The organism is Streptomyces sp. 3330 (genome assembly GCF_031456635.1).
GTDB lineage: Bacteria > Actinomycetota > Actinomycetes > Streptomycetales > Streptomycetaceae > Streptomyces.
In genome coordinates this window covers 38,460-62,115 of sequence record NZ_JAVDVA010000020.1, presented here as the reverse complement: position 1 = coordinate 62,115, position 23,656 = coordinate 38,460, and the positions used below count along the sequence as shown (strand labels likewise).

Sequence of the window (23,656 nt, the reverse complement as noted above, 5' to 3'; positions counted from 1 at the left end):
AACCGACCCATGACCCCGACGGACCTGCCGCGGGTGCTGGCCGTGTCGGCCCGGGACCCCGAGTCCCTGGCCGAGACGCGCGGCCGGCTGGCCGCGTGGCTGGAGAACACGCCGGACGCCGACCTCGACGACGTGGCCCTGACGCTCGACACCGGTCGTGAACGCTTCCCGTGCCGGTACGCCGTCACCGGTGGTTCGGTCGCGGAGGCCGCCGCCCTGCTGGCGGAGGGCGGAGCCCCCGTGGCGCCCGCGCCCGGGCGCGCACCGGGCGCCGGACCCGTGCTGCTGCTCGACGGCACGGCGCCCGTTGCGGCAGCCGTGGACCTCCCCGAGGTGACCGGCGCCCTGCGGGTCGCCCGGCAGCACACGGACGCCGAGGCGGCCCGCACCGTCGCCGTCCTCTACGGCCTCACGGTCTGGCTGCGGGCTCGCCGGGTGACCCCGTGCGCCGTACGCGGAAGGGGAGTCGGCGCGCTGGCCGCCGCGGCGGCACGCGGCGACCTCACCCTGCCGGACGCGCTGCTGGCCGCCGCAGCGGGCGCCTCCGGACCCGACGAACCCCTGCCCGACGAGCACGCCGGGACGCCGGTCGTCGTGATCGGCGCGGCCGGACCGGACACGGGCGACGCGCTCGCCCTCGACCCGGCCGAAGGCGCCTCCGTCGCGCGGCTGCTCGCCGGACTGTGGCGGCGCGGCTACGACGTCGACACCACGCTGGGACGCCCCGGCCGCCGGGTCCGGCTGCCCGGACACCCGCTGCGCCGCCGCGGACCGGGCGGCCCGGCGCCCGCCGACGCGGCCCCCACCCGGCCGCTCACGCCGTACGAACAGCGCTGGCTCTTCTACGACCTGGTCCGGCACGGCTCCTCCGGCGACCACAACGCGACCGTCGCGACCGTCGTACCGGGACCGCCCCCCGCGGCCGGCGCCCTGGGCGCCGCCTTCGCCGAACTCCAGCGCAGGCACCCGGCGCTGCGGACCGTCTTCAGCGAACCGGGCGGTCGCTGGCAGGCCCGCACCCTGCCCACCGCCGACGCCCGGCCGGTCCACCTGGCCCCCGACCCCGACGGCGGGCCGCAGCCCCTGCAGGAGGCGGTGCTGACCGCGGCCCGGCAGCCGTTCCCCCTGCGCGACGCGCCGCTGGCGCGCTGCTGCTTCCGCGCCGGGCCCGCCCACTGGGCACTGGCCCTGGCCGTCTACGAACCGCTCACCGCCACTGTCGAACCCGGACGCCTGCTCGACGAACTCGTCGGCCTCGTGGGCGCCGGCGTCCCGTCGGCGCACCCCCTGCCCGCCTGACCCGGAACGGACATCACCATGACACTCCTGCACACCCCGCCGCACGCGCTGCCCGCCGACTGGCACGGCGCCGCACCCGCTCCGATCGGCGTCGACCAGGCCTTCAACGGCTATGTCGCCGCCACCGTCGTGCACACCCTCGACCGGCTCGGCGTCTGGGACCGGCTGGCGGCCGAACCCCGCCTGGACATCCACGACTTCGTGCGCTCCGCCGGTCCCGCGGTCCGTGAGCGGGTCGTCCGGGAGGTGCTGCGCGCCGCGGCCGTGTGCGGCTGGCTGCGCCTGGAGGACGGCGGCGACACCGCGGTCCTCACCGACGCGGGACGCGAGACCGTCCGCATGCGCGGCTACTTCACCTGGGCGGTCGGCGGCTACAGCGACGTCTTCTCCGGCGCCGCCCGACTGGCCTCCGGCGAAGCCACCTTCGGCGACACCCTGCTGCGCGACGAGGCCATGGTCGCCCTCGGCTCGGGCCAGAACGACCGCTCCTTCATGTCCACCACCCTCGACGACGTCCTCGACGGCGTCGACTTCCACACCCTCGCCGATCTCGGCAGCGGCATCTCCGCCCGGGTCAGCCGGGTCGTCGGCGCCCGGCCCGGCACCCGCGGCCTCGGCCTGGACATCAGCGGCCCCGCCACCGAGCTCGGCCACCGCACCATCGCCGAGGCGGGCCTGGCGGACCGCGTCAAGGCCGTCCGCGCCGACGTGCTCGACGTCTGCCACCGCGAGGCCCACCGCGACGCCATCGCCGAGGTGGACACCGTGATGAGCTTCTTCCTGCTGCACGACCTGCTCGCCGACCCCGGCACCCGCCCCCACCTGTTCACCCGGCTGCGCGAGGCGTTCCCCGCCGCCCGCACCTTCGTCCTCGCCGACACCATGCTGCGCCCCGACGCCGAGGGCTCCGCCTCCCTGCCGGTGTTCTCCCTCGGCTACGAACTCGCCCACGCGCTGATGGGCGTACCGCTGCACACCAAGGAGACGTACGAGGAGCTGTTCGCGGCCGCCGGTCTCCACGCGGTCCGCACGGTCCCCTTCGGCACCCCGCACTCGTGGCTGTACGTCCTGGAAGCGCGGTGAGCGCCCGCCCCCTCGCGGTCCTGCGCGCGTTCTCCCCGCGCACCCGGGCCGTGCTGGCGGTCAACGCGGTCAACTCCTTCGGCGGCGGCCTGGTCCTGCCGTTCCTGTGGATCTACCTGGACCAGGTCCGCGGCCTGGCGTCCTGGATCCCCGCCGCCACCCTCGCGGTCCAGGCCGCCACCGCGGTCGTCGGCGGCCTCGCCTGGGGCGCCGTCCTGGACCGCCTCGCGCCGCGCGCCGTCGTCACGCTGGTGATGTGCGTCGCCGGCCTGGGCACCGGCCTGTACGCCTTCGTCACCTCGGCACCGGCCGCTCTCACCGCCGCGGTCGTGTACGGGCTGGGCATCAGCGGCGTGGGCACGGTCCTGCGCTATCTGTACGCCGGCGCCGCAACGGCCCGCGAGCGTGGGCTCGCCTTCTCGGCCGACTACGCCGTGTTCAACGCGATGACCGGGCTCGGCGTCCTCGTCGGCGGGCTGGTCGCCGCCTCGGGCCCGGGTTCCCGCGCGGCCCGGTTCACGGCGCTCTACCTCGCCGACGGCGCCACCTTCCTCGCCGCCGGAGCCGCCTTCCTCCTGCTGCTGCCGCACATCGAGCGCGCAAGCGGCGGGAAGAGCGCGCCGGCGGGACCGTCCGGCTACCGCGAGGTGCTGGGACAGCGGACGCTCGCGGTCCTGCTGGCCACGGTGACGCTGTGCTCGCTCGTGTCGTACGGGCAGCTCAGGTCCGGGCTGCCCGGATACCTCACGGCCGGCGGTGCGGTGGGCCCGGAGGGGCTGTCCGGCACCTTCGCCGTGAACGTGGTCGTCGCCGTGCTCACCCAGGTCGTCCTCGGCGAGCGCGTCCAGCGGGTACGGCGCAGCACCGTGCTGTCCCTCACCGGCCTGCTGTGGGCGGCGGCCTGGGCCCTCGTGCTCGTCGCGGGCCGCCAGCACGGCACCGCCGCCACCGTCACCGCCATGGCCGGGGTGCTGCTGCTGTCCGTGGGGGAGGCCCTGGTCTTCCCCGTCGTCACCGGACTGCTCAACGACCTCGCCGGGGAACGCGCCCGGGGCCGCGCCAACGCCATGCTGTCGGTGGCCGTCTCCACCGGCTCCGTGGCCGGTCCCCTCCTCGCCGGGGCCACCCTCCCGCTCGCCGACGGCCTGCCGCTCGTCGGCGCCCTGATCGCCGCGTGCGCCGCCGTCGCCCTGGTGGGACCGGCTCTGCGCCGCACCCTGCCGGCCGGCGCCGACCTGCCCGACCCGGCACCGGAAGCGGTGGGCGACGAGCCCGCCGCCGCCACCGGATCCGCCCCCGTCACCGCCGCCAGCGGCTCCTAGGAGGTACCCGTCATGCAGCACTGGCCGCTGAGCGGCATCACCGTGCGCACCCCGCTCGTCGAGCTGCGCTGGCCGACCCCGCAGGACCTCGACGCGCTCGCCGCGCTGGGCGCCGAGGGCGTGCACGCACCCGGCTTCATGCCCTTCTTCTCCCAGTGGACGGACGGCGACCCGGCCGCCGTGGCCCGCCGGGTCCTCCAGCGGCACTGGAACGCCATGGCCCACTGGAGCCCCGACGACTGGACGCTGTACCTGGTGGTGGTGCACGACGGCGAGGTGGTGGGCTCCCAGTCGCTGGGCGCACGCGACTTCGCGGTGACCCGCGAGGTGCTGCTGACCTCCTGGCTGGGCCTGCGCCACCAGGGCCTGGGCCTGGGCGGCCACGCCCGTGCCGCCGCCCTCGAACTGGCCTTCGCCGGCCTCGGCGCACAGGACGCGTTCTCCGTCGTCCGGCGGGGGAACACCGCCTCGCAGGCCGTGTGCCGCAAGTTCGGCTTCGTCCACGACGGCACGCAGATCAACGCCGTGCGCGGACAGCGCGCCGTGAGCGACCGCTACCGGCTGCGGCGCGCGGACTGGGAGGCGTCCCGTGCCGTCCCCGCGGAGATCGGCGGTCTGGAGCCGGCGCTCGGCATGTTCGCGGTCGAGGACCCGACGGCCGCACCCGCGGCCACCGCGCTGTCCGCCACCCTCTCCGGCGTGCGCCACGCACCCGACCCCGACCACGTCGAAGCCTGAGGACGACCGGCCATGCCACGCCCCGTGATCGCCGTCGTCTACGACTTCGGCTCCGTCGCCCCCGCGGACATCGTGGACCGTCTCGAACCCCTCGGTGACGTCGTCCTCGCCGTCTTCCGCTCGGCCCACACCGAGCAACTCTCGCCCCTGCTGTCGGACTTGGCCCCGCTCGTCGCCGTGGACGACGACAGCGCACCCGCCCTCGACGAAGCAGCCGCGCGGCTCGGGGCCCACCGCCCCGACGCCGTGCTCACCTTCAGCGAGCGCCGGCTCGCCACCACGGCGGAACTCGCCGCACGGCTCGGACTGCCGTACCACGACGCCGACACCGTACGGCTGCTGACGGACAAGTACGAGCAGCGGCGCAGGCTCCGCGAGCGGGGCGTGGACCCGGTGCGGACACGGCTGCTGCGCACCGCGCGGGACTGGGCGCCCGCGCTCGCCGCGGTGGGGCTGCCGGCCGTCCTCAAGCCGGTGCGCGGCGAGGGCAGCCGCAACACCCATCCGGTGCGGGACGCGCAAGCCGGGGCGGCGCTCGCCGCGGAGCTGCTGTCCGGCCCGGACGCGGAGGAGGCGCTCGTCCTGGAGGAGTACCTCGCGGGCGTCGACCGTGGCCCGTTCGGCGACCACGTCTCCGTGGAGAGCGCGGTGGTGGACGGCCGGGTCACGCACTGGGCGGTGACCGGGAAGTTCCCGCTGGCCCCGCCCTTCCGGGAGGTCGGCCACTTCTGGCCCGCGCCGCTCGCCGACACCGAGCGGGCCGCGGTGCTCGAGCTGGCCGGCCGTGCGGTCGAGGCGCTGGGACTGCGCACCGGCATCACCCACACCGAGGTCAAACTGACCGCTCACGGCCCCCGGCTGATCGAGGTCAACGGCAGGCTGGGCGGCTTCCAGAGCGGCCTCGGCCGGCTGGCGGGCGGACTGGACCCGGTGGCTCTGGCGGGACGCCTGGCGCTGGGCGGTCCGGCCCCCGGGGCCTGGGCGCCGCAGGAGCGGGTGGTGTACGCCCGGGCGGTGCCCGCCCCCGCCGAGGGCGGCCTGCTGACCGGCGTGCACGGGGTCGCGGACGCGCTCGCGGTCCCTGGCCTGCACGGCTACGAGACCCGGGTGCGGCCCGGCACCCGGCTCCCGCCCGGTGTCGGCACCGCCGAACTGGCCGTGCTGTGGGGCACGGCCGACGACCACACCGCCATGCTCGGCGCGCTGGACCGGGCCCTCGACGCCCTCACCTACACCTTCGCCGACGCCCCCGGCGCACCGGACGCGCGCACCGTGCGCGCCCGCGACCTGGCCGGACACGGCCCGCTCAGCTCCCTGCACCCATGAAAGGCCCCCGGATGACCACCGAGACCCCGACCCCCACCCCGGCCCCGCGCACGGCGGGCGCCGAGATCCGCACCGACATCCCCCGACTCCTGCCGGTGGCCGGCCACCACGCACCGGCGCCCTTCTACCTGACGGCCGACATGTTCGGCGGCGTCCCCGTCGAACTGGCCGGCGGCCCCATCGACCACCTGGTCGGCAAGCCGGTCGCCGATCCCCACCGGCACGAGGTCGACGAGATCTACTTCCTCGTCTCGCCCCACCCCGGCGCCGCCCGCATCGAGGTGCTCGTCGACGGCGAACGGCACGAGCTGACCTCGCCCGCGCTGCTGCGCGTCCCCGCCGGGGCCGAACACCGCTTCCTCACCCTGGAGGCGGAGCCCGGCAGCTACTGCTTCGGCCTGCTCCTCGGCGGTGGCCGATGACCGCCCCGGCCGCTCACGCCGCCCCGCGCATCCCGGCCCCGCCGTCCGCACCGGCCGACGCGCTCGTGCGCCTCCACCTCAGCGAGAGCCCGTACGGTCCGAGCCCGCACGCCCTGGCCGCCGCCCACCGGGCCGTCGACGACACCGGGACCTACCCCGACCCGGCCCGCACCGCGCCCGCACAGGCCGTCGCCGAGCTGCTGGGCGTGAGGCCCGACCAGGTGGCCGTCGCCAACGGCAGCGACGAACTGGTCCTGCTCACCGCGCTGTGCCTCGGCGACCGGCAGCGGCCGGGCGTCACCACCGCCGACACCTTCCCCGGCTACCGGATCTGTCTGGAGAACGTGGGGCGCGGCTGCCGTGAGGTCCCCGTGGACGGCATCGACGCGCTGGCCGACGCCTTCGACGACGCGGGCGTGGCGTACGTGTGCCATCCGCACAACCCGACCGGGGGAGTCCTCGACCGGGCCGCGTTCGACCTCCTCGTCGAGCGGGCGGCCGCCACCGGGACCCCGCTCGTGGTGGACGAGGCCTATCTGGACTTCGCCCCGCCCGGCACCCCCCAGGTGCCGGACTACCTGGGAACCGGCGCCCCCGTGCTGGGACTGCGCACCTTCTCCAAGGCGCACGGTCTGGCCGGGCTGCGCGTCGGCTACGCCGTGGGCCGCGCCGATCTCGTGGGCCGGCTGCGCGCGGTGCAGGGCAGCATGCCGTTCAGCGTCAACCGGGCCGCCCAGGCGGCCGCCGTGGCCGCGCTCGCCGACCGCGGCCATCTGGAGCGCGTACGGCGCGGCAACGCCGACGCCCGTGAGCGGTTCAGGGCCGATCTGGCCGCCCGCGGGCGCCGGGCTCTGCCGTCGGTCACCAACTTCCTCGCCGTACCGGTCCCCGACGCCGCGCGGGCCGAACGGCTGCTGGAACGCGACCACGGCATCCTCGTCCGCGACGCGGGCCGCTTCGGACTCCACGGCCACCTGCGCGTCTCGGTCGGCAAGGCCGCGGATCTCGCACGCCTCCTCGACGCCCTCGACATCGTCGCCCCCGTGACCGGCCCCGGACCCGGCCCGGCGCTCCCCACCGCAGCCACCGCACAGGAGCGCCCGTGACGCAGGCGATCGCCCTGCACACCGATCGCCTCCGGCTGCGCGAGGTGCTGCCGGGCGAGGCCCCGGAGATCCGGGCGGGCAGGCCGGCCGGACTGGACTGGCTGGGCGGAACCCCCGGGGAGGGCTCCCGGGAGGCGGCGGGGCTGCTCGCCGCCGCGCACGCGGCCGGAAGGCACCGGCCCGGCTGGGGCATGTACGTGCTCGTCCGCGTCGAGGACGGCCTGGTCGTCGGCGGCATGGGCTTCCAGGGCCCGCCCCGGGACGGCCTCGTCGAGATCGGCTTCGACCTGCACCCGGACGCCCGCGGCCGCGGCTACGCGACCGAGGCCCTGGCCGCGCTCGCCCGACGGGCCCTGGACGACACGCGCGTCGACACGGTCATCGCCACGACCACGCGCGCCAACACCGCCTCCCGACGCGTCATGGAACGGGCCGGCTTCGCCCGCAGACCCGACCGCGACGGACAACTCGTCTACGCCCTCACCGGCTGAACACACGGCGACCCGCACCGGATCCCGCGGCGCCGGTACCCGATCCGGCGCGGTCGGCACCCGGGCCAGCGGCTCCACGGGGCCATGACCGTGCGCCCTGCCGCCCCTCTCCGCCCCCACCCAGCCCAGCACCGCGGTCCAGCCGTGCCCCGCTCCGCCCGGCACCGTCCCAGGCCCGTCCCACTCAGCCCAGTCCCGACCCAGCCGCACCCCACACCGTCCCGACCCAGCCGCACCCCACACCGTCCCGACCCGCCCCGACCCGTACCGCTCCGAGACCCCACCCGCCGCCTGCGGCCGGGAGAAAACCGAGGCACCTCGTGAACACCGCATTCCTGCCGACCGCGCCGCCCACCCGGGAGGCGGCCGACCCCCCCGCCCAGCCGTACGGCTACCGACGCCACGAGGCGGTCGAGCCCGACTGGCGGCGCTTCCCGGCCTGGCGGGACGTCACCGCCGCCGAATGGCGCGACCCGCAGTGGCAGCGCGCCCACTGCGTCAAGGGAGTCCGGCAGCTGCGCGAGGTGGCCGGCACCGGGCTCGACGACGCGTTCTACGACGATCTCGACGCCGACCAGCGGCAGTTCGCGACCATGCCGATCCTGCTCACCCCGCAGGTCCTCAACACCATCGCGCCCGCTTCCGCCCCCGACACCACCGCCTGGTACGCCGACCCCGTGCGCCGCTACATGCTGCCCGTCGCCAGCGACCGGCACCCCAGGTGGCCCAGCCACCCGCTCGCCTCCCGCGACTCCCTGCACGAGGCCGAGATGTGGGTGGTCGAGGGACTCACCCACCGCTATCCGACCAAGGTGCTCGCCGAACTCGTCACCACCTGCCCGCAGTACTGCGGGCACTGCACCCGGATGGACCTGGTCGGCACCTCCACCCCGCAGATCGACAAGTACCGTTTCGTGCTGCGTCCGGCCGACCGCCTCGACCGGATGATCGCCTATCTGCGCGCCACCCCTACCGTCCGCGACGTCGTGGTCTCCGGGGGCGATGTCGCCAACGTGCCCTGGCCCCGCCTGCGTTCGTTCGTGGACCGGCTGCTCGACCTGGACAACATCCGCGACATCCGGCTCGCCAGCAAAGGGCTCGTCGGACTGCCCCAGCACTGGCTCGCCCCCGAGCTGCTCGACGGCATGGCGCAGCTCGCCGCCAAGGCGTCCGCGCGCGGCGTCGGCCTGGCGATGCACACCCACGTCAACAACGTCCAGCAGGTCACCCCGCTGGTGGCCGAGGCCTCCCGCGCCCTGCTGGCGGCCGGCCTGCGCGACATCCGCAATCAGGGGGTGCTGCTGCACGGCGTCAACCACACGCCCGAGGCCCTGCTCGACCTGTGCTTCGCGCTGCTCGACAGCGCGCAGATCATGCCCTACTACTTCTACCTCTGCGACCTCGTGCCCGGCGCCGAGCACTGGCGGCTGCCGCTGTCCGAGGCCCAGCGCCTGCAGCACGCGATCATGGGCTACCTCCCCGGCTTCGCCACTCCCCGCCTGGTGTGCGACGTGCCCTACGTCGGCAAGCGCTGGGTGCACCAGGCCGACGCCTACGACCGCGAACTGGGCGTCTCCGACTGGTCCAAGAACTACCTGACCTCCGTCGAGCACGACGACCCCGAGGCGTTGCGCCGCACCCACCACTACTACGACCCGCTGCACACCCTGCCCGACGCCGGTCAGGCGCACTGGGCGCAGTGGAAGCCGGAGGAGGACCGGTGAACGCCGTCACACGGACGCAGGGTTCGCCGCTCGGACTGCACCGGGTGCTCGCGCCTGCCGGGGTGCTGCCGCAGGCCGCCGACCGACTCGACCCCGATTCCCCGCTGCGCGAGGACGAACTGCGCATCGACGTGGAGTACCTCAACCTGGACGCCGCGTCCTACCGGCAGCTCCACGAGGAGCACGGCGGGGACGGGGACGCGATACGCGCGGCGGTGTGCCGGATCGTGCGCGAGCGCGGCAAGATGCACAACCCGGTCACCGGGTCCGGCGGCATGCTGATCGGCACCGTGGCCGAGGCCGGGCCGCGCACCCCGCTCGGACTCGTGCCCGGCGACCGGGTGGCCAGCCTGGTCTCCCTCACCCTGACCCCGCTGACGCTGACCGACGGGCTGCGGGACTGGGACGGGCTGGGGGAGCGGGTACCGGCCCGCGGGCACGCCGTCCTGTTCGGGCGGTCGGTCGCCGCGGCCCTGCCCGCCGACCTGCCCGACGAACTGTCCCTCGCGGTGCTCGACGTGTGCGGCGCGCCCGCGCTGACGGCCCGTACCGTCGCCGAGCACGCGGCCCGGTCCGGCGCCGCTCCCTCCGTGGCCGTCCTGGGCGCGGCCGGCAAGTCGGGCAGCCTGGCGCTGGCGGCGGCCCGCCGCGCGGGCGCCGGACGGCTCGTCGGCGTCGTGCCCGACGACGCGGAGGCCGCCGCGCTCGCCGCCTCCGGCCTGGCCGGCACGGTGCTGCGGGCCGACGCCCGCGACGCGGTCGGACTGAGCGAGCGGCTCGCCGGGTCCGGCGGCCCCGTCGACATCACCGTCGTCTGCACCGACGTGCCCGGCTGCGAGCACGCGGCGGTGCTGGCGACCCGCGACGGCGGCACCGTCGTCTTCTTCTCGATGGCCACCTCGTTCCCCACGGCCGCGCTCGGCGCCGAGGGACTGCGCGCCGACGTCACGATGCTGATCGGCAACGGCTATCAGCCCGGCCACGCGGAGCAGGCACTGGACCTGCTGCGCACCGAGCCGGGCGTACGGGCGCTGTTCGCCCACCGACTCACCCCGCCACGGACCGCCACCGCCTCGTCCGGGCCCGCGTCGGCCCCGGCCGGTGCCGCCGTGTCCCGGCCTACGGCTGTCCGGCCAGGAGGTGTCACCTCTCGGCCTTCCGCCCTGCTGAGCCGCACAGCCGGGTCCCGGCCTGCCGCCGCCCCGGTCGCCACCGTCCCCGCCGGCCCCTCGGCCGCCCCCGTCGGCAAGCTCGGTCTCGATCCCGATCTGGTGCGTCGCGCGCGGGAGTTGGCCGTGCGCGCCGGGCGTCCGGTGGTGGACATGGCGCGGTCGCACACGACGGTCGCCGTCGAGCGGGCCGCACTGCGGCTGGCCGGGCTGTCCGGCGCCGACGCCGAGGGCATCCCCTGGGTGAACCGGCTGGTGGACGCGGTGCGTGACCAGGTCGGTCTCGAACACGGGGTGGCACTGCCGGTCTGGCACGCGCTGCGCACCGGGACGAGCCGCGACCTCACCGAGCTGGCCGCCCGCGCCACCGCCCGCGACGTCTCCTTCCGGCTGCCCGAGGGCGCCGCCGCCCAGAGCGCCGTGCGCGACGCCCGCCGGGCGATGGCCGAGGGCTTGTCCGTCATCGACGGCCGCCGCCGTGAACGCGAGCGACTGATCCGCCGGTGGGGCGAGCCCCGCGGACCGCTCGTCTACCTGATCGTGGCCACCGGGGACATCCACGAGGACGTCCGGCAGGCCGTGGCGGCGGCCCGGGGCGGGGCCGACGTCATCGCGGTCATCCGCTCCACCGGCCAGTCGCTGCTCGACTACGTGCCCCACGGCGCCACCCGCGAGGGCTACGCCGGAACCTATGCCACCCAGGAGAACTTCCGCCTGATGCGCGCCGCCCTGGACGACGTCTCGGCGCAGCTGGGCCGCTACGTCCGGCTGACCAACTACGCGTCCGGACTGTGCATGCCGGAGATCGCCGTACTGGCGGGCCTGGAACGGCTCGACATGATGCTCAACGACTCGATGTACGGCATCCTGTTCCGCGACATCAACCCCGTCCGCACCTTCGTCGACCAGCGCTTCTCCCGGCAGCTGCACGCCCGCGCCGGAATCGTGATCAACACGGGCGAGGACAACTACCTCACCACCGCCGACGCGATGCAGGCGGCTCACACGGTGACCGCGAGCCAGCTGCTGAACGAGTACTTCGGCAAGGAGGCGGGACTGGCCGACGCCCAGCTCGGCCTGGGACACGCCTTCGAGATCGACCCGGACCTGCCCGACTCCTTCCGGATGGAACTGGCCCACGCCCTGCTGGCCCGCGAACTGTTCCCCGACGCCCCGCTCAAGTGGATGCCGCCGACCCGCCACATGACCGGCGACGTGTTCCGCGGCTATCTGCTCAACGGGTTCTTCAACCTGGCCGGGGCCCTGACCCGGCAGGACATCCTGCTGGTCGGCATGATGACCGAGGCCGTCGTCACGCCCTTCCTCTCCGACCGCGACCTGGCGCTGCAGAACGTCCGGTACGTGATGAACGCCGCCGGCGCCCTGGAGGAGGACTTCCGGCCCGCCCCCGGCGGTGTCGTCGCCCGGCGCGCGGACGCGGTGCTGGGCGAGGCCGTCGGCCTGCTGGAGCGGCTGTGCGACCGAGGCCTGCTGGACGCCATCGCCGAGGGCACCTTCGGCGGTATGCGCCGCCCCGTCGACGGCGGCCGAGGCCGGGACGGGGTGGCCGAGCGCGCTCCCGGATACCGCAACCCCGCCGTGGAACTGCTCGAGGCGCCCGCGGCCCCCGAGCCAGAAGGAGGAGACCGGCGATGAACACGCCCGCAGAACCGCCGCCCGCGGTCCGCCCCTACGGGGACACCAGCGACGACGGCATGGTGCAGCTGTCGTTCACCCTTCCCCTGCCGCACGGCCCCCTGGCCGAGGCCGCGGCCCTCCAACTGGCCCGCCGGATGGGCATCGAGAGACCGCTGCTGGTCCACGCCCGGCCGGTGGGCACCGAGTTCGGCTTCTTCGTCGTCTACGGCGCGGTCACGCACCGGGTGGAACTCGACTCGGTCGACGTCCTGGAGCGGGAGTACCCGCTGCTGTCGGCCCAGGAGGTCGACGAGACCCTGCACCACGGCCTCGGACGCGAGCTGGTCGTGGTCGGCGCGTGCATCGGGACGGACGCCCACACCGTCGGCATCGACGCCATCCTCAACATCAAGGGCTTCGCCGGGCAGAAGGGCCTCGAGTACTACCACTCGATGCGGGTCGTCAATCTCGGCGCCCAGGTCGCGGTGGCCGACCTGGTGCGCCGGGCGGTGAGCGAGCGCGCCGACGCGGTCCTCGTCTCGCAGGCCGTGACCCAGCGCGACGCGCACCTGACCAACGTGCGCGAACTCAGCGCGGAACTGGACGTGGCGTTCACCGGACGCCCGCGGCCCCTGCTCGTGGTGGGCGGGCCGCGCTTCGACCCCGGCATGGCCGCCGAACTCGGCGCCGACCGCGTCTTCGGCCGCGGCACCACCCCCGACGACGTGGCCAGCTACCTCGCCCACGCCCTGACCTGCGGGCGGGCCGCCGCGACGGACGACAGGAGTGCCGTATGAACCGCCCGTGGGAGAGCCCCCGGCCGCTCGGCGCGACGACGGCTGCGCAGGACCGGCTCGACGCCCGGTTCCGCGCGGTCGCCGCCCGCGAGCCCGACCGCACGGCCGTCACCGACGCCCGGGGTCCGGTCACCTACGGACGGCTCGCCGAGGACGCCGACGCCGTGACACGCGCCGTGCGCGGCCGGGTGTCCCCGGGTCAGCCCGTGGCGCTGCGGGCCGGGCGGTCGCGGCACGCGCTCGCCGGGCTCCTGGGCATCCTGGGCGCCGGAGCCTCCTATCTGCCGGTCGACCCGGGATATCCGCGGGAGCGGCAGCGCCATCTGCTCGACGACTCGGGCACCCGGCTGATCCTCACCGAGGGACCGCCGGCGCCCGGCGAGACGCCCCTCGCCGACCTGGGACAGCTCGTCCTCGTCTCCCGTCCGCCCGCCGCCGGCACCGCCGGGACCCCCGTCCTCCCGTCGGACACCGCCTACACCATCTACACCTCGGGCTCCACCGGCGTGCCGAAGGGCTGCGTCGTCGGGCACGCGCAGGTGCTGGCCCTGCTGGACGCCGCGGTACCGCTGTTCGACGTCTCGGAGGACGACGTGTGGACGCTGTTCCACTCGTGGAGCTTCGACTTCAGCGTGTGGGAGATCTGGGGCGCCCTGCTGTACGGCGGCCGGGCGGTGGTCGTCGACCGGGAGACCGCCGCCGACCCCGAGGCCTTCGCCCGGCTGCTGGCGGCCGAGCGGGTCACCGTGCTCAACCAGGTGCCCTCCGCGTTCGGCCACCTCGTCACCGAGGCGGCGGCCGGCGCGGTGCGGCTGCCGGACCTGCGCCATGTCGTGCTCGGCGGCGAGGCACTCGTGCCCGACGACGTACGCCGCTGGTGGGACGCGGGCACGGCGCCCGCCGCGACCGTCACCAACATGTACGGCATCACGGAGACCACCGTCCATGTCACCCACTGCCCCGTCACGGCGGACGTCCTGCGCGAGGCCGGTGGCGGACGCACCCCGATCGGGCGGCCGTTGGGACACCTGACCGTGGAACTACGGGACGAACACGGTGAGTCGGTGGCGCCGGGGCAGCCCGGCGAGCTGTGGGTGGGCGGGGCGGGCGTGAGCCACGGCTACCTCGGCCGGCCGGAACTCACCGCCGAGCGCTTCCCCGCGGCCCCGGACGGCACGGGCCGCCGCTACCGCAGCGGCGACTGGGCCGTCGCCGGCGCCGACGGCCTGCTGTACTACGCGGGCCGGATGGACGGCCAGGTCAAACTGCGTGGCTTCCGTATCGAACTGGGCGAGATCGAGGCGGAGTTGCGCGCCCTCGACGGTGTCGACGGCGCCGCCTGCCTCGTCGACGACAGCGGCCGTACGCCGGTGCTCGGCGCCTTCGTGGTCGCCGACCGTGACGCGCTTCCCCCGGAGCGGGTGCGTGCGCACCTGGCCGGGCGGCTGCCCGCGCACATGCTGCCGCAGCGGCTGCGCTATCTCGACCGACTGCCGCTCACCCCGCACGGCAAGCTGGACCGGACGGCCCTGGGGGCCGCGTCCGGCGCCGGCTCACGGCGGCGGGACCCCCTGGACACCGCGATGCGAGGCGTTGATCACCGTGCCGGTTGAATTCATCGGAATGATCGGGACCAAGGATTCCGGGGGCGGCCCCCACGGGCCGGCCGTCGACCCCGAGTTCACCCGGCGCTTCGCGCGGGTGCACGAGGAGGCCGGGTTCGACCGCGTCCTGATCGGCCACAGCTCCAGTTCGCCCGACGGCACCCAGGTCGCCGCCTACGTGGCCGCCCACACCGAGCGACTCGGGCTGCTGCTGGCCCACCGTCCGGGCATCCTCGCCCCCACCGCGGCCGCGCGGTCGTTCGCGACGCTCGACCACTTCAGCGCCGGCCGGCTCGCCGTCCACGTCATCTCCGGCGGCCACGACGCCGAACAGCGGCGCGACGGGGACTACCTCGACAAGGACGACCGCTACGCGCGCACCGACGAGTTCCTGGAGGTGATGGGACGGGCGTGGACCGAACCGGAGGGCTTCGACCACGCGGGGCGCTTCTACCGGTTCGAGGACTTCCGCTCCGAGGTTCGGCCGCTGCAACAGCCCCGGATTCCGCTGTACTTCGGAGGATCCTCGCCCGCCGCCCTCCGGGTGGGCGGCCGGCACGCGGACGTGTTCGCGCTGTGGGGCGAGCCGCTGGCCGGGACCGCCGAGCAGATCGCGGCCGTGCGGGCCGCGGCGCGCGCGGCGGGACGCACGGCTCCGCCCCGGATCAGCGTGTCGTTCCGGCCGGTGCTGGGCCGTACCGAGGACGAGGCCTGGGAGCGGGCGCACGGCGTCCTCGACGCCATCCGCCGACGCGGCACGGCGGGGTCCTTCTTCGACCGCGGCCGGCCGCCGCTGCCGCTCGGGCCGTCGGCGCGGCCCGAGAACGTCGGCTCCCGGCGGCTGCTGGCCGCCGCCGCGAAGGGCGAGCGCCACGACCGGGCGCTGTGGACCGCGCCCGCCGCGGCCACCGGAGCGGCGGGCAACTCGACCGCGCTGGTGGGGACCCCCGAGACGGTGGCCCGGGCGCTGCTGGACTACCTGGACATCGGCGTGACGACCTTCCTGCTGCGCGGGTACGAACCGCTGCGCGAAGCCGAGGAGTTCGGCCGGACGCTGCTGCCGTTGGTGCGCCAGGAGGCCGAGCGCCGCGAGCGGCCGACGGTGGTCACCGGCTGACCGGCGTCCCGCGTCGGGGCACACGGCACGACGGCGGAGGGCGCCGGTGGGGATCACCCACCGGCGCCCTCCGCCGTCGCGGGGGAGAGGCTCACGCCTGTGCCAGGCCGAGGTCGAGATGCCGGGAGACCTGCAGGGCCAGCACCATGAGATGCGCCCGGTTGCTGACCCCCGCCTTTCCCCGGATTCGGCGCAGGTAGGTGTCCACGGTGTGCGGACTCAGATTCATTCTGCGCGCGATGGAGGAATACGTGTGGCCCTCGGCGAGATAGCCGAGCACTTCGAGCTCACGGTCGCTGAGTTGATTCACTATTTCGACGGTGAACGGACTCACAGGTGTGCCTTTCTTGGTGAACACAAGGGCCTCACGGCCGGTCTTCGCCGGCCCGACGGACAGGACTGCCGGACACACCTCGCGCGCCGCCGAGCCGACTGCGGCTGACGCGGGTTAAGGTGCGCCCGTGATCGGGGGACGACACGGTGGGGGTGTGCAAACCTAGTGGTGACCGTCTGCCCGATCCGGGGGCGGCGTTCTGACCTGGGGCCATGTCCGGTCCCGGACGCGCCGTGCCCGCCATGGCCTCAACTGTCGTGCCGTTCCCCGGAATCGTCGAGCCGCGTGCGGACCGGTTCAGCTGCCCGAGCTGCCCCAGCCGCTGTCGCCGGAGACGGTGACGGCCGCCGCGTCGGCCTCCGGGTCGTTGATGACCCGACCGCCCCATCCGCTGTCCCCGTCCGTGCTCCCGCCGTCCGCGAGCGCGATATGCGTGCCCGTTCCGGGGGCCGGCGCCGACACGGTGTCGGTCGCTCCCATAAACGCGCCGAATGCGATGCACGCGACGGCGGAGGCTGCGGCGACGGCGCGGAAGGATTTCATGTGGGGCGCTCCTGGTTCTGATTCATCGGACGGAACCGGTAGTTCCGTGTATTCGTTCTCCGGTGCTTCAAGACTTCCGCGTCGGCGGTGGTCGTGGCCAGCTACCGAGGTGCTCACCAAGCTGCCCCGCAGCAAAACGAACAGGGAATGTAATGGTTATACCCGACCAGAATCGGGCAATCGACCCGCCCGCGAGGCCCACCGACAGTGAAGTCGCCCTGTACCGATGGGTGGCGGCCAACGAGCGCATGGACGCGGACCGGGCGGCCCTGGAACTCGGCCTCACCCGGGAGGAGGTGGAAGCCGCCGTCGTGTCCCTGAATCAACTCGGCCTGCTCAAACCCGATTTAGACGATCCCGCACGGCTGCGTCCGGTCGATCCCGACCTCGTGGCCGCCGTGGTGACCATCTCGATGGAGGCCGCGATCCGCACCCAGCAGGCAGAACTGCACCGGATCCGCGACCAGTTCGCCGATCTGCGCGGCCACTACCGGGACAGCCTCAGCCGGGAGTCCGTCGACCTCGAGGCGATCCCCGGCGTCGAGGAGGTGCGGGCCGCCCTCAACCGGGCCGCCGAGGAGTGCACCGAGGAGATGCTCACCAGCCAGCCCGGCGGGAACCGGGTCCCGGAAGTCCTCCAGGAGGCGCTGGCCCGCGACACCGCGATGCTGTCGCGCGGGGTGCGGATGCGCACGCTCTACCATCACACCGCACGCTTCAACGGACCCAGCCAGGCCTACGTCGCCACCGTGTCCGCGCTCGGCGCGGAGTACCGCACCGCGCACGAGCTGTTCGGCCGGCTGATCGTGTTCGACCGCAAGGTGGCCTTCATTCCCGAACGGGGCGGCACCTGGGGCGCGGTGGTGATCCGCGAACCCTCGGTCGTCCACTACCTGTGCGAGGTGTTCGAGCAGGCGTGGACGCAGGCCGCGCCGTTCTCCGACGCCGCCGCCGACGGACTGGAACTGGTCGCCAAGGACATCCACCGCACGATCGTGCGGCTGCTCGCGGCCGGCCTGAAGGACGAGAGCATCGCGCGCCGGATCGGCATGTCCCTGCGGACCGCCAGGAAGCACATCGCCGACATCATGGAGACGCTCGGAGCCGAGAGCCGTTTCCAGGCCGGGGTCCTCGCCGCGCAGCAGGGCCTCCTCGACGAAGTCCAGGAGGCCGGATCAGGCGACTGACCCGAGCGCACGCTCCCGACCGGCCGGAGGCCAGGGACCGCCGGGGTGGCGACGGGCCGCCACCGCTTCGGTACCGTGATCCCGGGACTGCCGCAACCCCCGTCGTGTGCAGCAGAGTTCCTGCAAACCGCGGGCTCGGGCCGACGCCACTGGCAGCGCTCGTCCCGGCGGTCATGTGGCGGAAGACAGGAGACCTGCCCTTCCCGGGATGTCCCGTGCACCACGGACGGGCCGTCCGCGCGTGGACCACGGCACGCGGGACGTTGCGGGTGCGATGCGGAGCGGAGCGGGTTGTGGATTACGTAGGCGACCGGGCGAGCGGCACGTCCGGGGTGGAGCTCTTCGTCAGGGATCTGGCCCTGTGTCTGTCGGTCCACCGGGACAGGGGCCCGGCCCTCGTGTGGCCGGACGGCGTCGACGCCGTGCTGGCGGGGGACGGCACCGTACGCGGACGCGCCGACCCGGACCCGGACCCGGAGCCGCACGGCGTGGCCCACGGGACGGCGGAACTGACCTCCGGCCTCGGCGCACTGCTGGGCTGCCGGGTCCAGAGCTCGTACCTCACCCTGCCCGCCGGTGCGCAGAGCACCGGCAACACCGCGGCGACCGACCTGGTCCTGCTCCCCGTGCGCGGAAGCTGCGCCGGCCGGGTGGAGCCCTCGCCGCCCGGACAGGCCCGCGCCGTGCTCGACCGCGCCCTGGCCCTTCGGCTGAGGGTGGGTGAGGCGCTCTACGTGCCGAGCGGTTTCGGCTACGCGCTCAACGGGGCGCATTCTCCGTGCACGCTGCTCGTCCTCGCGTTGCACCCCCCGGCCTGGTGAGCGGGCGCACCGGCGCCAGGAGCCGTTCGCGCAGGTCGGCGGTCAGCGTCCGCCGGGCCTCGCGCAGATAGAAGTGGCCGCCCGGGAAGGACCTCGCCTCGGCCGTCCCCCGGGTGTAGCGCCGCCACTCCCGCACGGCCGCCTCGGGGACGGCCGGATCCTCGCGTCCGTGGTAGGCGACGACCGGCGTGTCCAGCGGCTCGGCCCCGGCGTCGTGCCGGTAGGTCTCGATCAGCCGGTAGTCGGCCCGGACGGCGGGCATCACGAGGGCGCGCAGCTCGTCGTCGGCCAGCACCTCGGCGTCGGTGCCGCCCTGGGCGAGGAGTTCGGCCGCCAGCCCGGCGTCCGACAGCAGATGCCTGGAGCGTCTGCGGAGCCGGTGCGGCGGGACCATGGCGGACAGGAAGAGGTACGACAGCTCGATCCCGTGACGTGCCCGCAGCAGCCGTGCCGTCTCGTACCCGACGGCCGCGCCCATGCTGTGCCCGAACACGGCCAGCGGCCGGTCCGCGAGCGGGACGAGGGCGCGGGCGACCGCTTCGGCCATCTCCGCCATACCGGTGACGGGCGGCTCGTGGAAGCGGTCCTGGCGCCCCGGGTAGCACACGGCGAGCACGTCCACCTCGGGGGAGAGCAGCTCCGGCCAGTCGCGGAAGAACGTCGGCGCGCCGCCCGCGTGCGGCAGACAGACCAGGGTGGCCTCGGCCGCGGGCGCCGGGGCGCCGTAGCGCCGCAACCAGGCGTCCGGGCGCCCCGGCAGGGCCGTGGGGACGTCCATGTCATCCCTCCGGCCGGGTCTGCCGGCGGGCGAAGTGGATCAACGGCTCGGCGTCCTGGCCCGTCTCCGCGTGCACCACGTGACCGATGACCAGGGTGTGGTCGTCGACGGGCACGAACCGCGTCACGCGGCACACCGCACCGGCCACCGCTCCGCCGAGGAGGGGGACGCCGTGCCGGGAGGCGTGGTCGACTCCGTCGAAGCGCCGGGCCGCCGGCAGCTCGGCGAACCGCGCGGCCAGGGAGCGGTGCCGGTAGGGCAGCACGCTCACCCCGAACCGCCCTGCGGCCCGGATGCACCGGAGGGTTCCGCCGTCCGAGGCGAGCGAGGCGAGGAGGGTGGGCGGCCGGTCGGTCAGGGAGAGGACCGCGGTGGCGGTGCAGCCGATCGGATGCGTCCCGTCGTGGGCGGTGACCACCGTGACGCTGCGGGCGAAGCGGGTCATCACCTCGCGGAACGTCTCCGGCGGGACCGTGTCGGGGCCGCCCTCGGGACTGACGGCTTCCCAGGTGGTCGCTGTCATGGGTGCGGTTCTGCCTTTCGGGGCGTGGGGTCTGTTCGGCTCCCGGCGCGCGCCGCCGTCCCGGCCGGCCGGGGGGGAGCCGGGCGGGACGGCGGGCGGGGAGGGCGGCAGGAGGCGCCTCGAGTGGATCAGGCCGGCACGGGGGCGCGTGCCGCCGTGCCGAACTCGGCGGTGGTGGCGCCCGCCGTCTCACCGCCGTCGACGACCAGCTCCTGACCGGTCAGGAAGGCGGCCTCGGGCGAGGCCAGATAGTGGAAGGCCGCCGCGATCTCCTCGGGAGCGGCGTGCCGGCCGGCCGGGATCCGGGCGTCGACGTCGGCCAGCATGTCGTCGGTGTACTCGGCCAGTTGCATGGGGGTCAGGACGGCTCCGGGACTCACGCAGGCCACCCGGATGCGGGGGCTGAGTTCCAGGGCGAAGGTCTGGGTGAGGGAGATGATGCCGGCCTTGGTGGCGTTGTAGTCGGCGTAACGGGGGTAGCCGCGGCGGCCGTTGACGGACGCCGTCGCCAGCAGGACCCCGCCGTCGCTCTCGGCCATGAGGCGGGCGGCGCCGCGCCACAGGCCCAGGGTCCCGAGGAGATTGACGTCGATCACGCGCCGTGCGGCCTGCTCGGTGAGGTCGAGGACGCCGTGGCGGACGCTGATGCCGGCGTTGGCGATGACGACGTCCAGGGAGTGGTCCCGGTGCACCCGGGCCAGGGCGTCGTCGACGGCCTGCCAGTCGGCGACGTCGCAGCGGATCCACGAGACGGGACCGCGGGGCTCGTCCCGGGGTTCGGCGATGTCCAGGCTGACCACGCGGTCGCCCGCTCGCGCGAAACGCTCGACGGTGGCCCGGCCGATGCCGCTGGAGCCACCGGACACGACGATGGTGCGCATGTCTTGCCGTCCCTTTCGGTGAGGGGAACGAAGGAGGTGGTGAGGGGAGGGAGAGGGAAGGTGGGGAGGGAGAGGGCGGAGGGGGTGGAGAGGCCGGCGGGGAGAAGGGCGGACGCAGGGGCGCCGGGCGTGCTCAGAAGAGGACCCGCCGGTCGTCGGGCGAAGCGTGCGGGGTCGTCTTGCGCAGGTCGCGGCTGACGATCATGCGCTTGAGCCAGCGATCCGTCCCGTCGTGCGCGGCCCGGAACGGCCTGCGGCCGTGCACGGCGACGTAGTTGTCGACCACCACCAGGCTGCCCTGGTCCACGACCAGGTCGAGCTGGACCCGCTCCAGCTCCTCCATCAGCTCGTCCAGGGCCTGCTGGGCGGCCCCGTCCTGGCCGGCGCACGTCATGAACGGGTAGTCGATCCGCAGGTAGGGGCGCTCCCGGTCGCCCGACAGGACCGCCACCGGCTCGGGGTCGGACTGCATCCGCAGCATGCCGGCCAGCGCCGGGTGGCCGGGGTGGCGCTCCTGGAGCTGGCGTACGTGCTCGTCGTCGGGACGGATGAGGAAGCTCGGGGTGCGGAGCAGGTCGGCGGTCTCGTCGCTGATCTTGACGTCGCGCACGGACGCCACGATGGTCGGCACCCGCTCGTGGTTGCGCATCCCGAACAGGAGCAGGTAGTCGCAGCGGCCCGGGTGGAAGCCGTCCTCGGTGTGGAACTCCAGCAGGCACTCGCTGCCGTGGCCGCTCTGGCGCAGTTCGTCGCCGCGGATGGGCAGCAGGTTCTGCACGACCCGGCCGAGCTGGAGGGTGGAGAAGGTGAAGGGGTCGCCGAGCGCCGTGCCCACCATGGACAGGAACAGCTCCTGGTCGAGGGGCGGGCCGTCGGCCGGCACGTCCGCCCAGTGGGCCGGGGTGGGGCCGACCGCCGTGTCGTCGACCGGGAAGCCGTGGATCACGAGCGCCGCGGCCGGTTCGGTGCGGCGGAACTGCTCCAGGAAGGTGCGCAGTCCGGACGGGAGGAGGGCCGCCGCGTCCCAGTGACGGTCGTAGAAGGCGGGCTGCGCGGGGGCCGGGGAGGAGTCGCGGAGGCGGGGCAGCGCCTCCAGGATCTGATCCGTCTCAGCGGCGGACAGGACGTATTCGAGGGGAAGGCCGTGATACATGCGGGGACCTGCCGGTTTCTGACGAGGGGAACGACGGACGGGTGGTCGGCGCGCAGGACGCGGCCGGGGGAGGAGAGGTCGGGGCAGAAGAGGGCTGGGGCGGAGAGGGCGGGCGGGGTGAGCCGGCGGAGAGGGGGATCAGGGAGGCGGCGGCGCAGAGCAGGCACAGGACGCCGCTGAACCGGAAGGCCTCCGCAGCGCCCCCCTGGGCGAGCAGCGCGCCGCCGAGGGCCGTGCCCAGACCGCTGCCGAGGGCGTCCGCGGTGCCGAGCAGGCCGAAGGCCCTCGCCGTGCGGCCGGGACCGGCGTCGCGCGCCACCTGCGCCGAGATCAGCGGCAGGGCGACGGCCAGCAGGATCCCCTCGGCGAGCGACAGGGCGACCGCCGCGGCCACCGAGCCGACCAGCGGGTACAGACAGGCGCAGCAGCCGAGGAGCAGCGCCGCGCAGCGCAGGAGCGCGGGGCGGGACACCCGGGGCAGGACGGAGCCCGCCCGGGGGGAGAGGACGAGCGCGGGCAGTGCCAGACAGGCCGCCGACCAGGCGATGAGCGCGTTGCGGGCGCCCAGGTCGCGGAGGTACACGGCCCAGACCACGGAGTAGCCGCCGTACAGCGCGGTGATGCCGAACAGCAGGACCAGGGGCGTCCACAGCGTGGCCGGCAGCGAGAGCCGGGGTCCGGCCGCCGACGCGGGCGGTTCCGGCGCCGGGAGCTTCTCCGCCGCCGGTCGCGCGGCCCCGGGGCGGTTCGCCGCGGCGTGCCCGCGCCGGTCCGCCGTACCCGCCACCGCGGCCGCGCCGAGGGCGACGGCGGTGGCGGCCCACGCGGCCCACGCGGGGCCACCGTGCAGGAGCACGGCCCCCGCGCCGAGCGGGCCCACCAGGGCGCCGAGCATCTGCGCGGCCGTCAGCCGGCCGTAGGCGCGCTCCAGCCGGTCCGGACCCGGCGCCCGGCCGCCGGGAGCGTGCGCGGCCAGCGTGGCGCGCAGCCCGGTCGCGGTCAGCGCCGCCCCCGCCATGAGCAGGAAGTCGGCGGCGGCCAGGCTCCACCACGGGGTGAGCGTGGCGAACGCCAGACAGCCCACGCTCTGCACCCCCGTGCCCAGCAGGGTCAGCCGGGTGGTGCGGCAGCGGTGCCCCCAGCGGCCCGCGGCGAGTTGGGCCAGTGCCCCACCGGCCGCGGCCGCCGCCATCACCAGCCCGATCGCGTTCCTGGCGACCCCCCGGTCGAGGAGGATCAGTGTCTCCGCCGAGAACAGGCCGAGCTGGCTCGCCCGCGCGAGGAACGCGACGGCCGTGACCGGAAGGGGCGCGCTCACCGCGTCGGCGGGGCGTCGGCGTTCATCGCCCGGACCAGGCTCGCGGGACGGATGTCCGTCCAGTGCTCGCCGATGTGGTCCAGGCAGTCCTGGCGCGAGCCCTCCGGCCGGGCCACCGTCCAGCCGGCCGGCACCTCGGCGAACGCGGGCCACAGGGAGTGCTGGTTCTCGTCGTTGACGAGGACGAGGAAGGTGCCGTCCGGGTTGTCGAAGGGGCTGCTCATGATGGGTTCCTCCTGGTGTGCGGACACGGATGTGCCGACAGGTGTGGGACAGGGGTGC

Annotated in this window: 23 protein-coding genes; 15 read left to right on the top strand and 8 right to left on the bottom strand. The window is 74.9% G+C overall.

The annotated features are described in order from the left end of the window. Nucleotides 1-9 precede the first annotated feature (9 nt). The 13 genes from J2X68_RS29010 to J2X68_RS28950 all read left to right on the top strand — a co-directional run bounded on the left by J2X68_RS29010 (nucleotide 10) and on the right by J2X68_RS28950 (nucleotide 15,836). On the top strand, nucleotides 10-1,299 hold the full coding sequence (locus J2X68_RS29010) for a hypothetical protein (RefSeq protein WP_310435548.1): 1,290 nt from the start codon (nucleotides 10-12) through the stop codon (nucleotides 1,297-1,299). An 18-nt stretch (nucleotides 1,300-1,317) separates the two neighbouring features. Next, entirely contained in the window at nucleotides 1,318-2,382 is a 1,065-nt protein-coding gene (locus tag J2X68_RS29005; protein WP_310435547.1) for a methyltransferase, read from the top strand. Continuing rightward, complete coding sequence (locus J2X68_RS29000) at nucleotides 2,379-3,704, top strand: MFS transporter (RefSeq protein ID WP_310435546.1); 1,326 nt, start codon at nucleotides 2,379-2,381, stop codon at nucleotides 3,702-3,704. Before J2X68_RS29005 ends, J2X68_RS29000 begins: the two co-directional genes overlap by 4 nt. Before the next feature lie 12 nt (nucleotides 3,705-3,716). Then, nucleotides 3,717-4,442, top strand: coding sequence for a GNAT family protein (locus J2X68_RS28995; RefSeq protein ID WP_310435545.1), 726 nt, complete (start codon nucleotides 3,717-3,719; stop codon nucleotides 4,440-4,442). Between the two features lie 12 nt (nucleotides 4,443-4,454). Further along, on the top strand, nucleotides 4,455-5,768 hold the full coding sequence (locus J2X68_RS28990; RefSeq protein WP_310435544.1) for an ATP-grasp domain-containing protein: 1,314 nt from the start codon (nucleotides 4,455-4,457) through the stop codon (nucleotides 5,766-5,768). A gap of 11 nt (nucleotides 5,769-5,779) precedes the next feature. After that, the gene (locus tag J2X68_RS28985) at nucleotides 5,780-6,190 is read left to right on the top strand and encodes a cupin domain-containing protein (protein WP_310435543.1); all 411 of its coding nucleotides are present in this window, start codon (nucleotides 5,780-5,782) and stop codon (nucleotides 6,188-6,190) included. Then, on the top strand, nucleotides 6,187-7,296 hold the full coding sequence (locus tag J2X68_RS28980; RefSeq protein ID WP_310435542.1) for a histidinol-phosphate transaminase: 1,110 nt from the start codon (nucleotides 6,187-6,189) through the stop codon (nucleotides 7,294-7,296). Before J2X68_RS28985 ends, J2X68_RS28980 begins: the two co-directional genes overlap by 4 nt. Next, nucleotides 7,293-7,787, top strand: coding sequence for a GNAT family N-acetyltransferase (locus J2X68_RS28975; RefSeq protein ID WP_310435541.1), 495 nt, complete (start codon nucleotides 7,293-7,295; stop codon nucleotides 7,785-7,787). The genes J2X68_RS28980 and J2X68_RS28975 overlap by 4 nt, the downstream gene beginning before the upstream one ends. A gap of 320 nt (nucleotides 7,788-8,107) precedes the next feature. Next, nucleotides 8,108-9,511: a lysine 2,3-aminomutase gene (locus J2X68_RS28970; protein ID WP_310435540.1), complete on the top strand. Its 1,404-nt coding sequence runs from the start codon at nucleotides 8,108-8,110 to the stop codon at nucleotides 9,509-9,511. Continuing rightward, complete coding sequence (locus tag J2X68_RS28965; RefSeq protein WP_310435539.1) at nucleotides 9,508-12,336, top strand: lysine 5,6-aminomutase subunit alpha TIM-barrel domain-containing protein; 2,829 nt, start codon at nucleotides 9,508-9,510, stop codon at nucleotides 12,334-12,336. The genes J2X68_RS28970 and J2X68_RS28965 overlap by 4 nt, the downstream gene beginning before the upstream one ends. Next, nucleotides 12,333-13,115: an OAM dimerization domain-containing protein gene (locus J2X68_RS28960; protein ID WP_310435538.1), complete on the top strand. Its 783-nt coding sequence runs from the start codon at nucleotides 12,333-12,335 to the stop codon at nucleotides 13,113-13,115. The genes J2X68_RS28965 and J2X68_RS28960 overlap by 4 nt, the downstream gene beginning before the upstream one ends. Further along, complete coding sequence (locus J2X68_RS28955; protein ID WP_310435537.1) at nucleotides 13,112-14,728, top strand: amino acid adenylation domain-containing protein; 1,617 nt, start codon at nucleotides 13,112-13,114, stop codon at nucleotides 14,726-14,728. The genes J2X68_RS28960 and J2X68_RS28955 overlap by 4 nt, the downstream gene beginning before the upstream one ends. Continuing rightward, nucleotides 14,718-15,836 (top strand): LLM class flavin-dependent oxidoreductase, encoded by a 1,119-nt coding sequence (locus J2X68_RS28950; RefSeq protein ID WP_399041082.1) that lies wholly within the window; start codon nucleotides 14,718-14,720, stop codon nucleotides 15,834-15,836. Before J2X68_RS28955 ends, J2X68_RS28950 begins: the two co-directional genes overlap by 11 nt. A gap of 91 nt (nucleotides 15,837-15,927) precedes the next feature. On the opposite strand, the gene J2X68_RS28945 is transcribed toward J2X68_RS28950, so the two are convergent. Together J2X68_RS28945 and J2X68_RS28940 are read right to left on the bottom strand one after the other, a co-directional pair. Further along, nucleotides 15,928-16,146, bottom strand: a complete 219-nt coding sequence (locus tag J2X68_RS28945; RefSeq protein WP_310435535.1) for a helix-turn-helix transcriptional regulator — start codon at nucleotides 16,144-16,146, stop codon at nucleotides 15,928-15,930. 321 nt (nucleotides 16,147-16,467) lie between these two features. Beyond that, nucleotides 16,468-16,713: a hypothetical protein gene (locus J2X68_RS28940; protein ID WP_310435534.1), complete on the bottom strand. Its 246-nt coding sequence runs from the start codon at nucleotides 16,711-16,713 to the stop codon at nucleotides 16,468-16,470. Between the two features lie 152 nt (nucleotides 16,714-16,865). Between J2X68_RS28940 and J2X68_RS28935 the strand changes: the two genes are divergently transcribed. Both J2X68_RS28935 and J2X68_RS28930 read left to right on the top strand, forming a co-directional pair. After that, entirely contained in the window at nucleotides 16,866-17,900 is a 1,035-nt protein-coding gene (locus tag J2X68_RS28935; RefSeq protein ID WP_310435533.1) for a helix-turn-helix transcriptional regulator, read from the top strand. 293 nt (nucleotides 17,901-18,193) lie between these two features. Further along, nucleotides 18,194-18,721, top strand: coding sequence for a hypothetical protein (locus tag J2X68_RS28930; RefSeq protein ID WP_310435532.1), 528 nt, complete (start codon nucleotides 18,194-18,196; stop codon nucleotides 18,719-18,721). On the opposite strand, the gene J2X68_RS28925 is transcribed toward J2X68_RS28930, so the two are convergent. The 6 genes from J2X68_RS28925 to J2X68_RS28900 form a co-directional block, all read right to left on the bottom strand. Further along, complete coding sequence (locus tag J2X68_RS28925) at nucleotides 18,660-19,499, bottom strand: alpha/beta fold hydrolase (RefSeq protein ID WP_310435531.1); 840 nt, start codon at nucleotides 19,497-19,499, stop codon at nucleotides 18,660-18,662. The genes J2X68_RS28930 and J2X68_RS28925 overlap by 62 nt on opposite strands. A 1-nt stretch (nucleotide 19,500) precedes the next feature. Continuing rightward, nucleotides 19,501-20,022, bottom strand: a complete 522-nt coding sequence (locus tag J2X68_RS28920) for a flavin reductase family protein (RefSeq protein WP_310435530.1) — start codon at nucleotides 20,020-20,022, stop codon at nucleotides 19,501-19,503. A gap of 128 nt (nucleotides 20,023-20,150) precedes the next feature. Next, nucleotides 20,151-20,903, bottom strand: coding sequence for an SDR family oxidoreductase (locus J2X68_RS28915; RefSeq protein ID WP_310435529.1), 753 nt, complete (start codon nucleotides 20,901-20,903; stop codon nucleotides 20,151-20,153). 133 nt (nucleotides 20,904-21,036) lie between these two features. Next, entirely contained in the window at nucleotides 21,037-22,056 is a 1,020-nt protein-coding gene (gene gntD / locus J2X68_RS28910) for a guanitoxin biosynthesis L-enduracididine beta-hydroxylase GntD (protein WP_310435528.1), read from the bottom strand. Continuing rightward, nucleotides 22,013-23,374, bottom strand: coding sequence for an MFS transporter (locus J2X68_RS28905; RefSeq protein WP_310435527.1), 1,362 nt, complete (start codon nucleotides 23,372-23,374; stop codon nucleotides 22,013-22,015). Before J2X68_RS28905 ends, gntD begins: the two co-directional genes overlap by 44 nt. Beyond that, entirely contained in the window at nucleotides 23,371-23,598 is a 228-nt protein-coding gene (locus J2X68_RS28900) for an MbtH family protein (RefSeq protein WP_310435526.1), read from the bottom strand. Before J2X68_RS28900 ends, J2X68_RS28905 begins: the two co-directional genes overlap by 4 nt. Nucleotides 23,599-23,656: the final 58 nt, after the last annotated feature.

Bases quoted from the DNA above. Each gene is read 5' to 3' on its own strand.
- J2X68_RS28900 (WP_310435526.1), bottom strand. From the start codon at position 23,598: ATGAGCAGCCCCTTCGACAACCCGGACGGCACCTTCCTCGTCCTCGTC.
- J2X68_RS28935 (WP_310435533.1), top strand. From the start codon at position 16,866: ATGGTTATACCCGACCAGAATCGGGCAATCGACCCGCCCGCGAGGCCC.
- J2X68_RS28990 (WP_310435544.1), top strand. From the start codon at position 4,455: ATGCCACGCCCCGTGATCGCCGTCGTCTACGACTTCGGCTCCGTCGCC.
- J2X68_RS28955 (WP_310435537.1), top strand. From the start codon at position 13,112: ATGAACCGCCCGTGGGAGAGCCCCCGGCCGCTCGGCGCGACGACGGCT.
- J2X68_RS28940 (WP_310435534.1), bottom strand. From the start codon at position 16,713: ATGAAATCCTTCCGCGCCGTCGCCGCAGCCTCCGCCGTCGCGTGCATC.
- gntD (WP_310435528.1), bottom strand. From the start codon at position 22,056: ATGTATCACGGCCTTCCCCTCGAATACGTCCTGTCCGCCGCTGAGACG.
- J2X68_RS29005 (WP_310435547.1), top strand. From the start codon at position 1,318: ATGACACTCCTGCACACCCCGCCGCACGCGCTGCCCGCCGACTGGCAC.
- J2X68_RS28960 (WP_310435538.1), top strand. From the start codon at position 12,333: ATGAACACGCCCGCAGAACCGCCGCCCGCGGTCCGCCCCTACGGGGAC.
- J2X68_RS28925 (WP_310435531.1), bottom strand. From the start codon at position 19,499: ATGGACGTCCCCACGGCCCTGCCGGGGCGCCCGGACGCCTGGTTGCGG.
- J2X68_RS29010 (WP_310435548.1), top strand. From the start codon at position 10: ATGACCCCGACGGACCTGCCGCGGGTGCTGGCCGTGTCGGCCCGGGAC.
- J2X68_RS28980 (WP_310435542.1), top strand. From the start codon at position 6,187: ATGACCGCCCCGGCCGCTCACGCCGCCCCGCGCATCCCGGCCCCGCCG.
- J2X68_RS28995 (WP_310435545.1), top strand. From the start codon at position 3,717: ATGCAGCACTGGCCGCTGAGCGGCATCACCGTGCGCACCCCGCTCGTC.
- J2X68_RS28920 (WP_310435530.1), bottom strand. From the start codon at position 20,022: ATGACAGCGACCACCTGGGAAGCCGTCAGTCCCGAGGGCGGCCCCGAC.
- J2X68_RS28985 (WP_310435543.1), top strand. From the start codon at position 5,780: ATGACCACCGAGACCCCGACCCCCACCCCGGCCCCGCGCACGGCGGGC.
- J2X68_RS28915 (WP_310435529.1), bottom strand. From the start codon at position 20,903: ATGCGCACCATCGTCGTGTCCGGTGGCTCCAGCGGCATCGGCCGGGCC.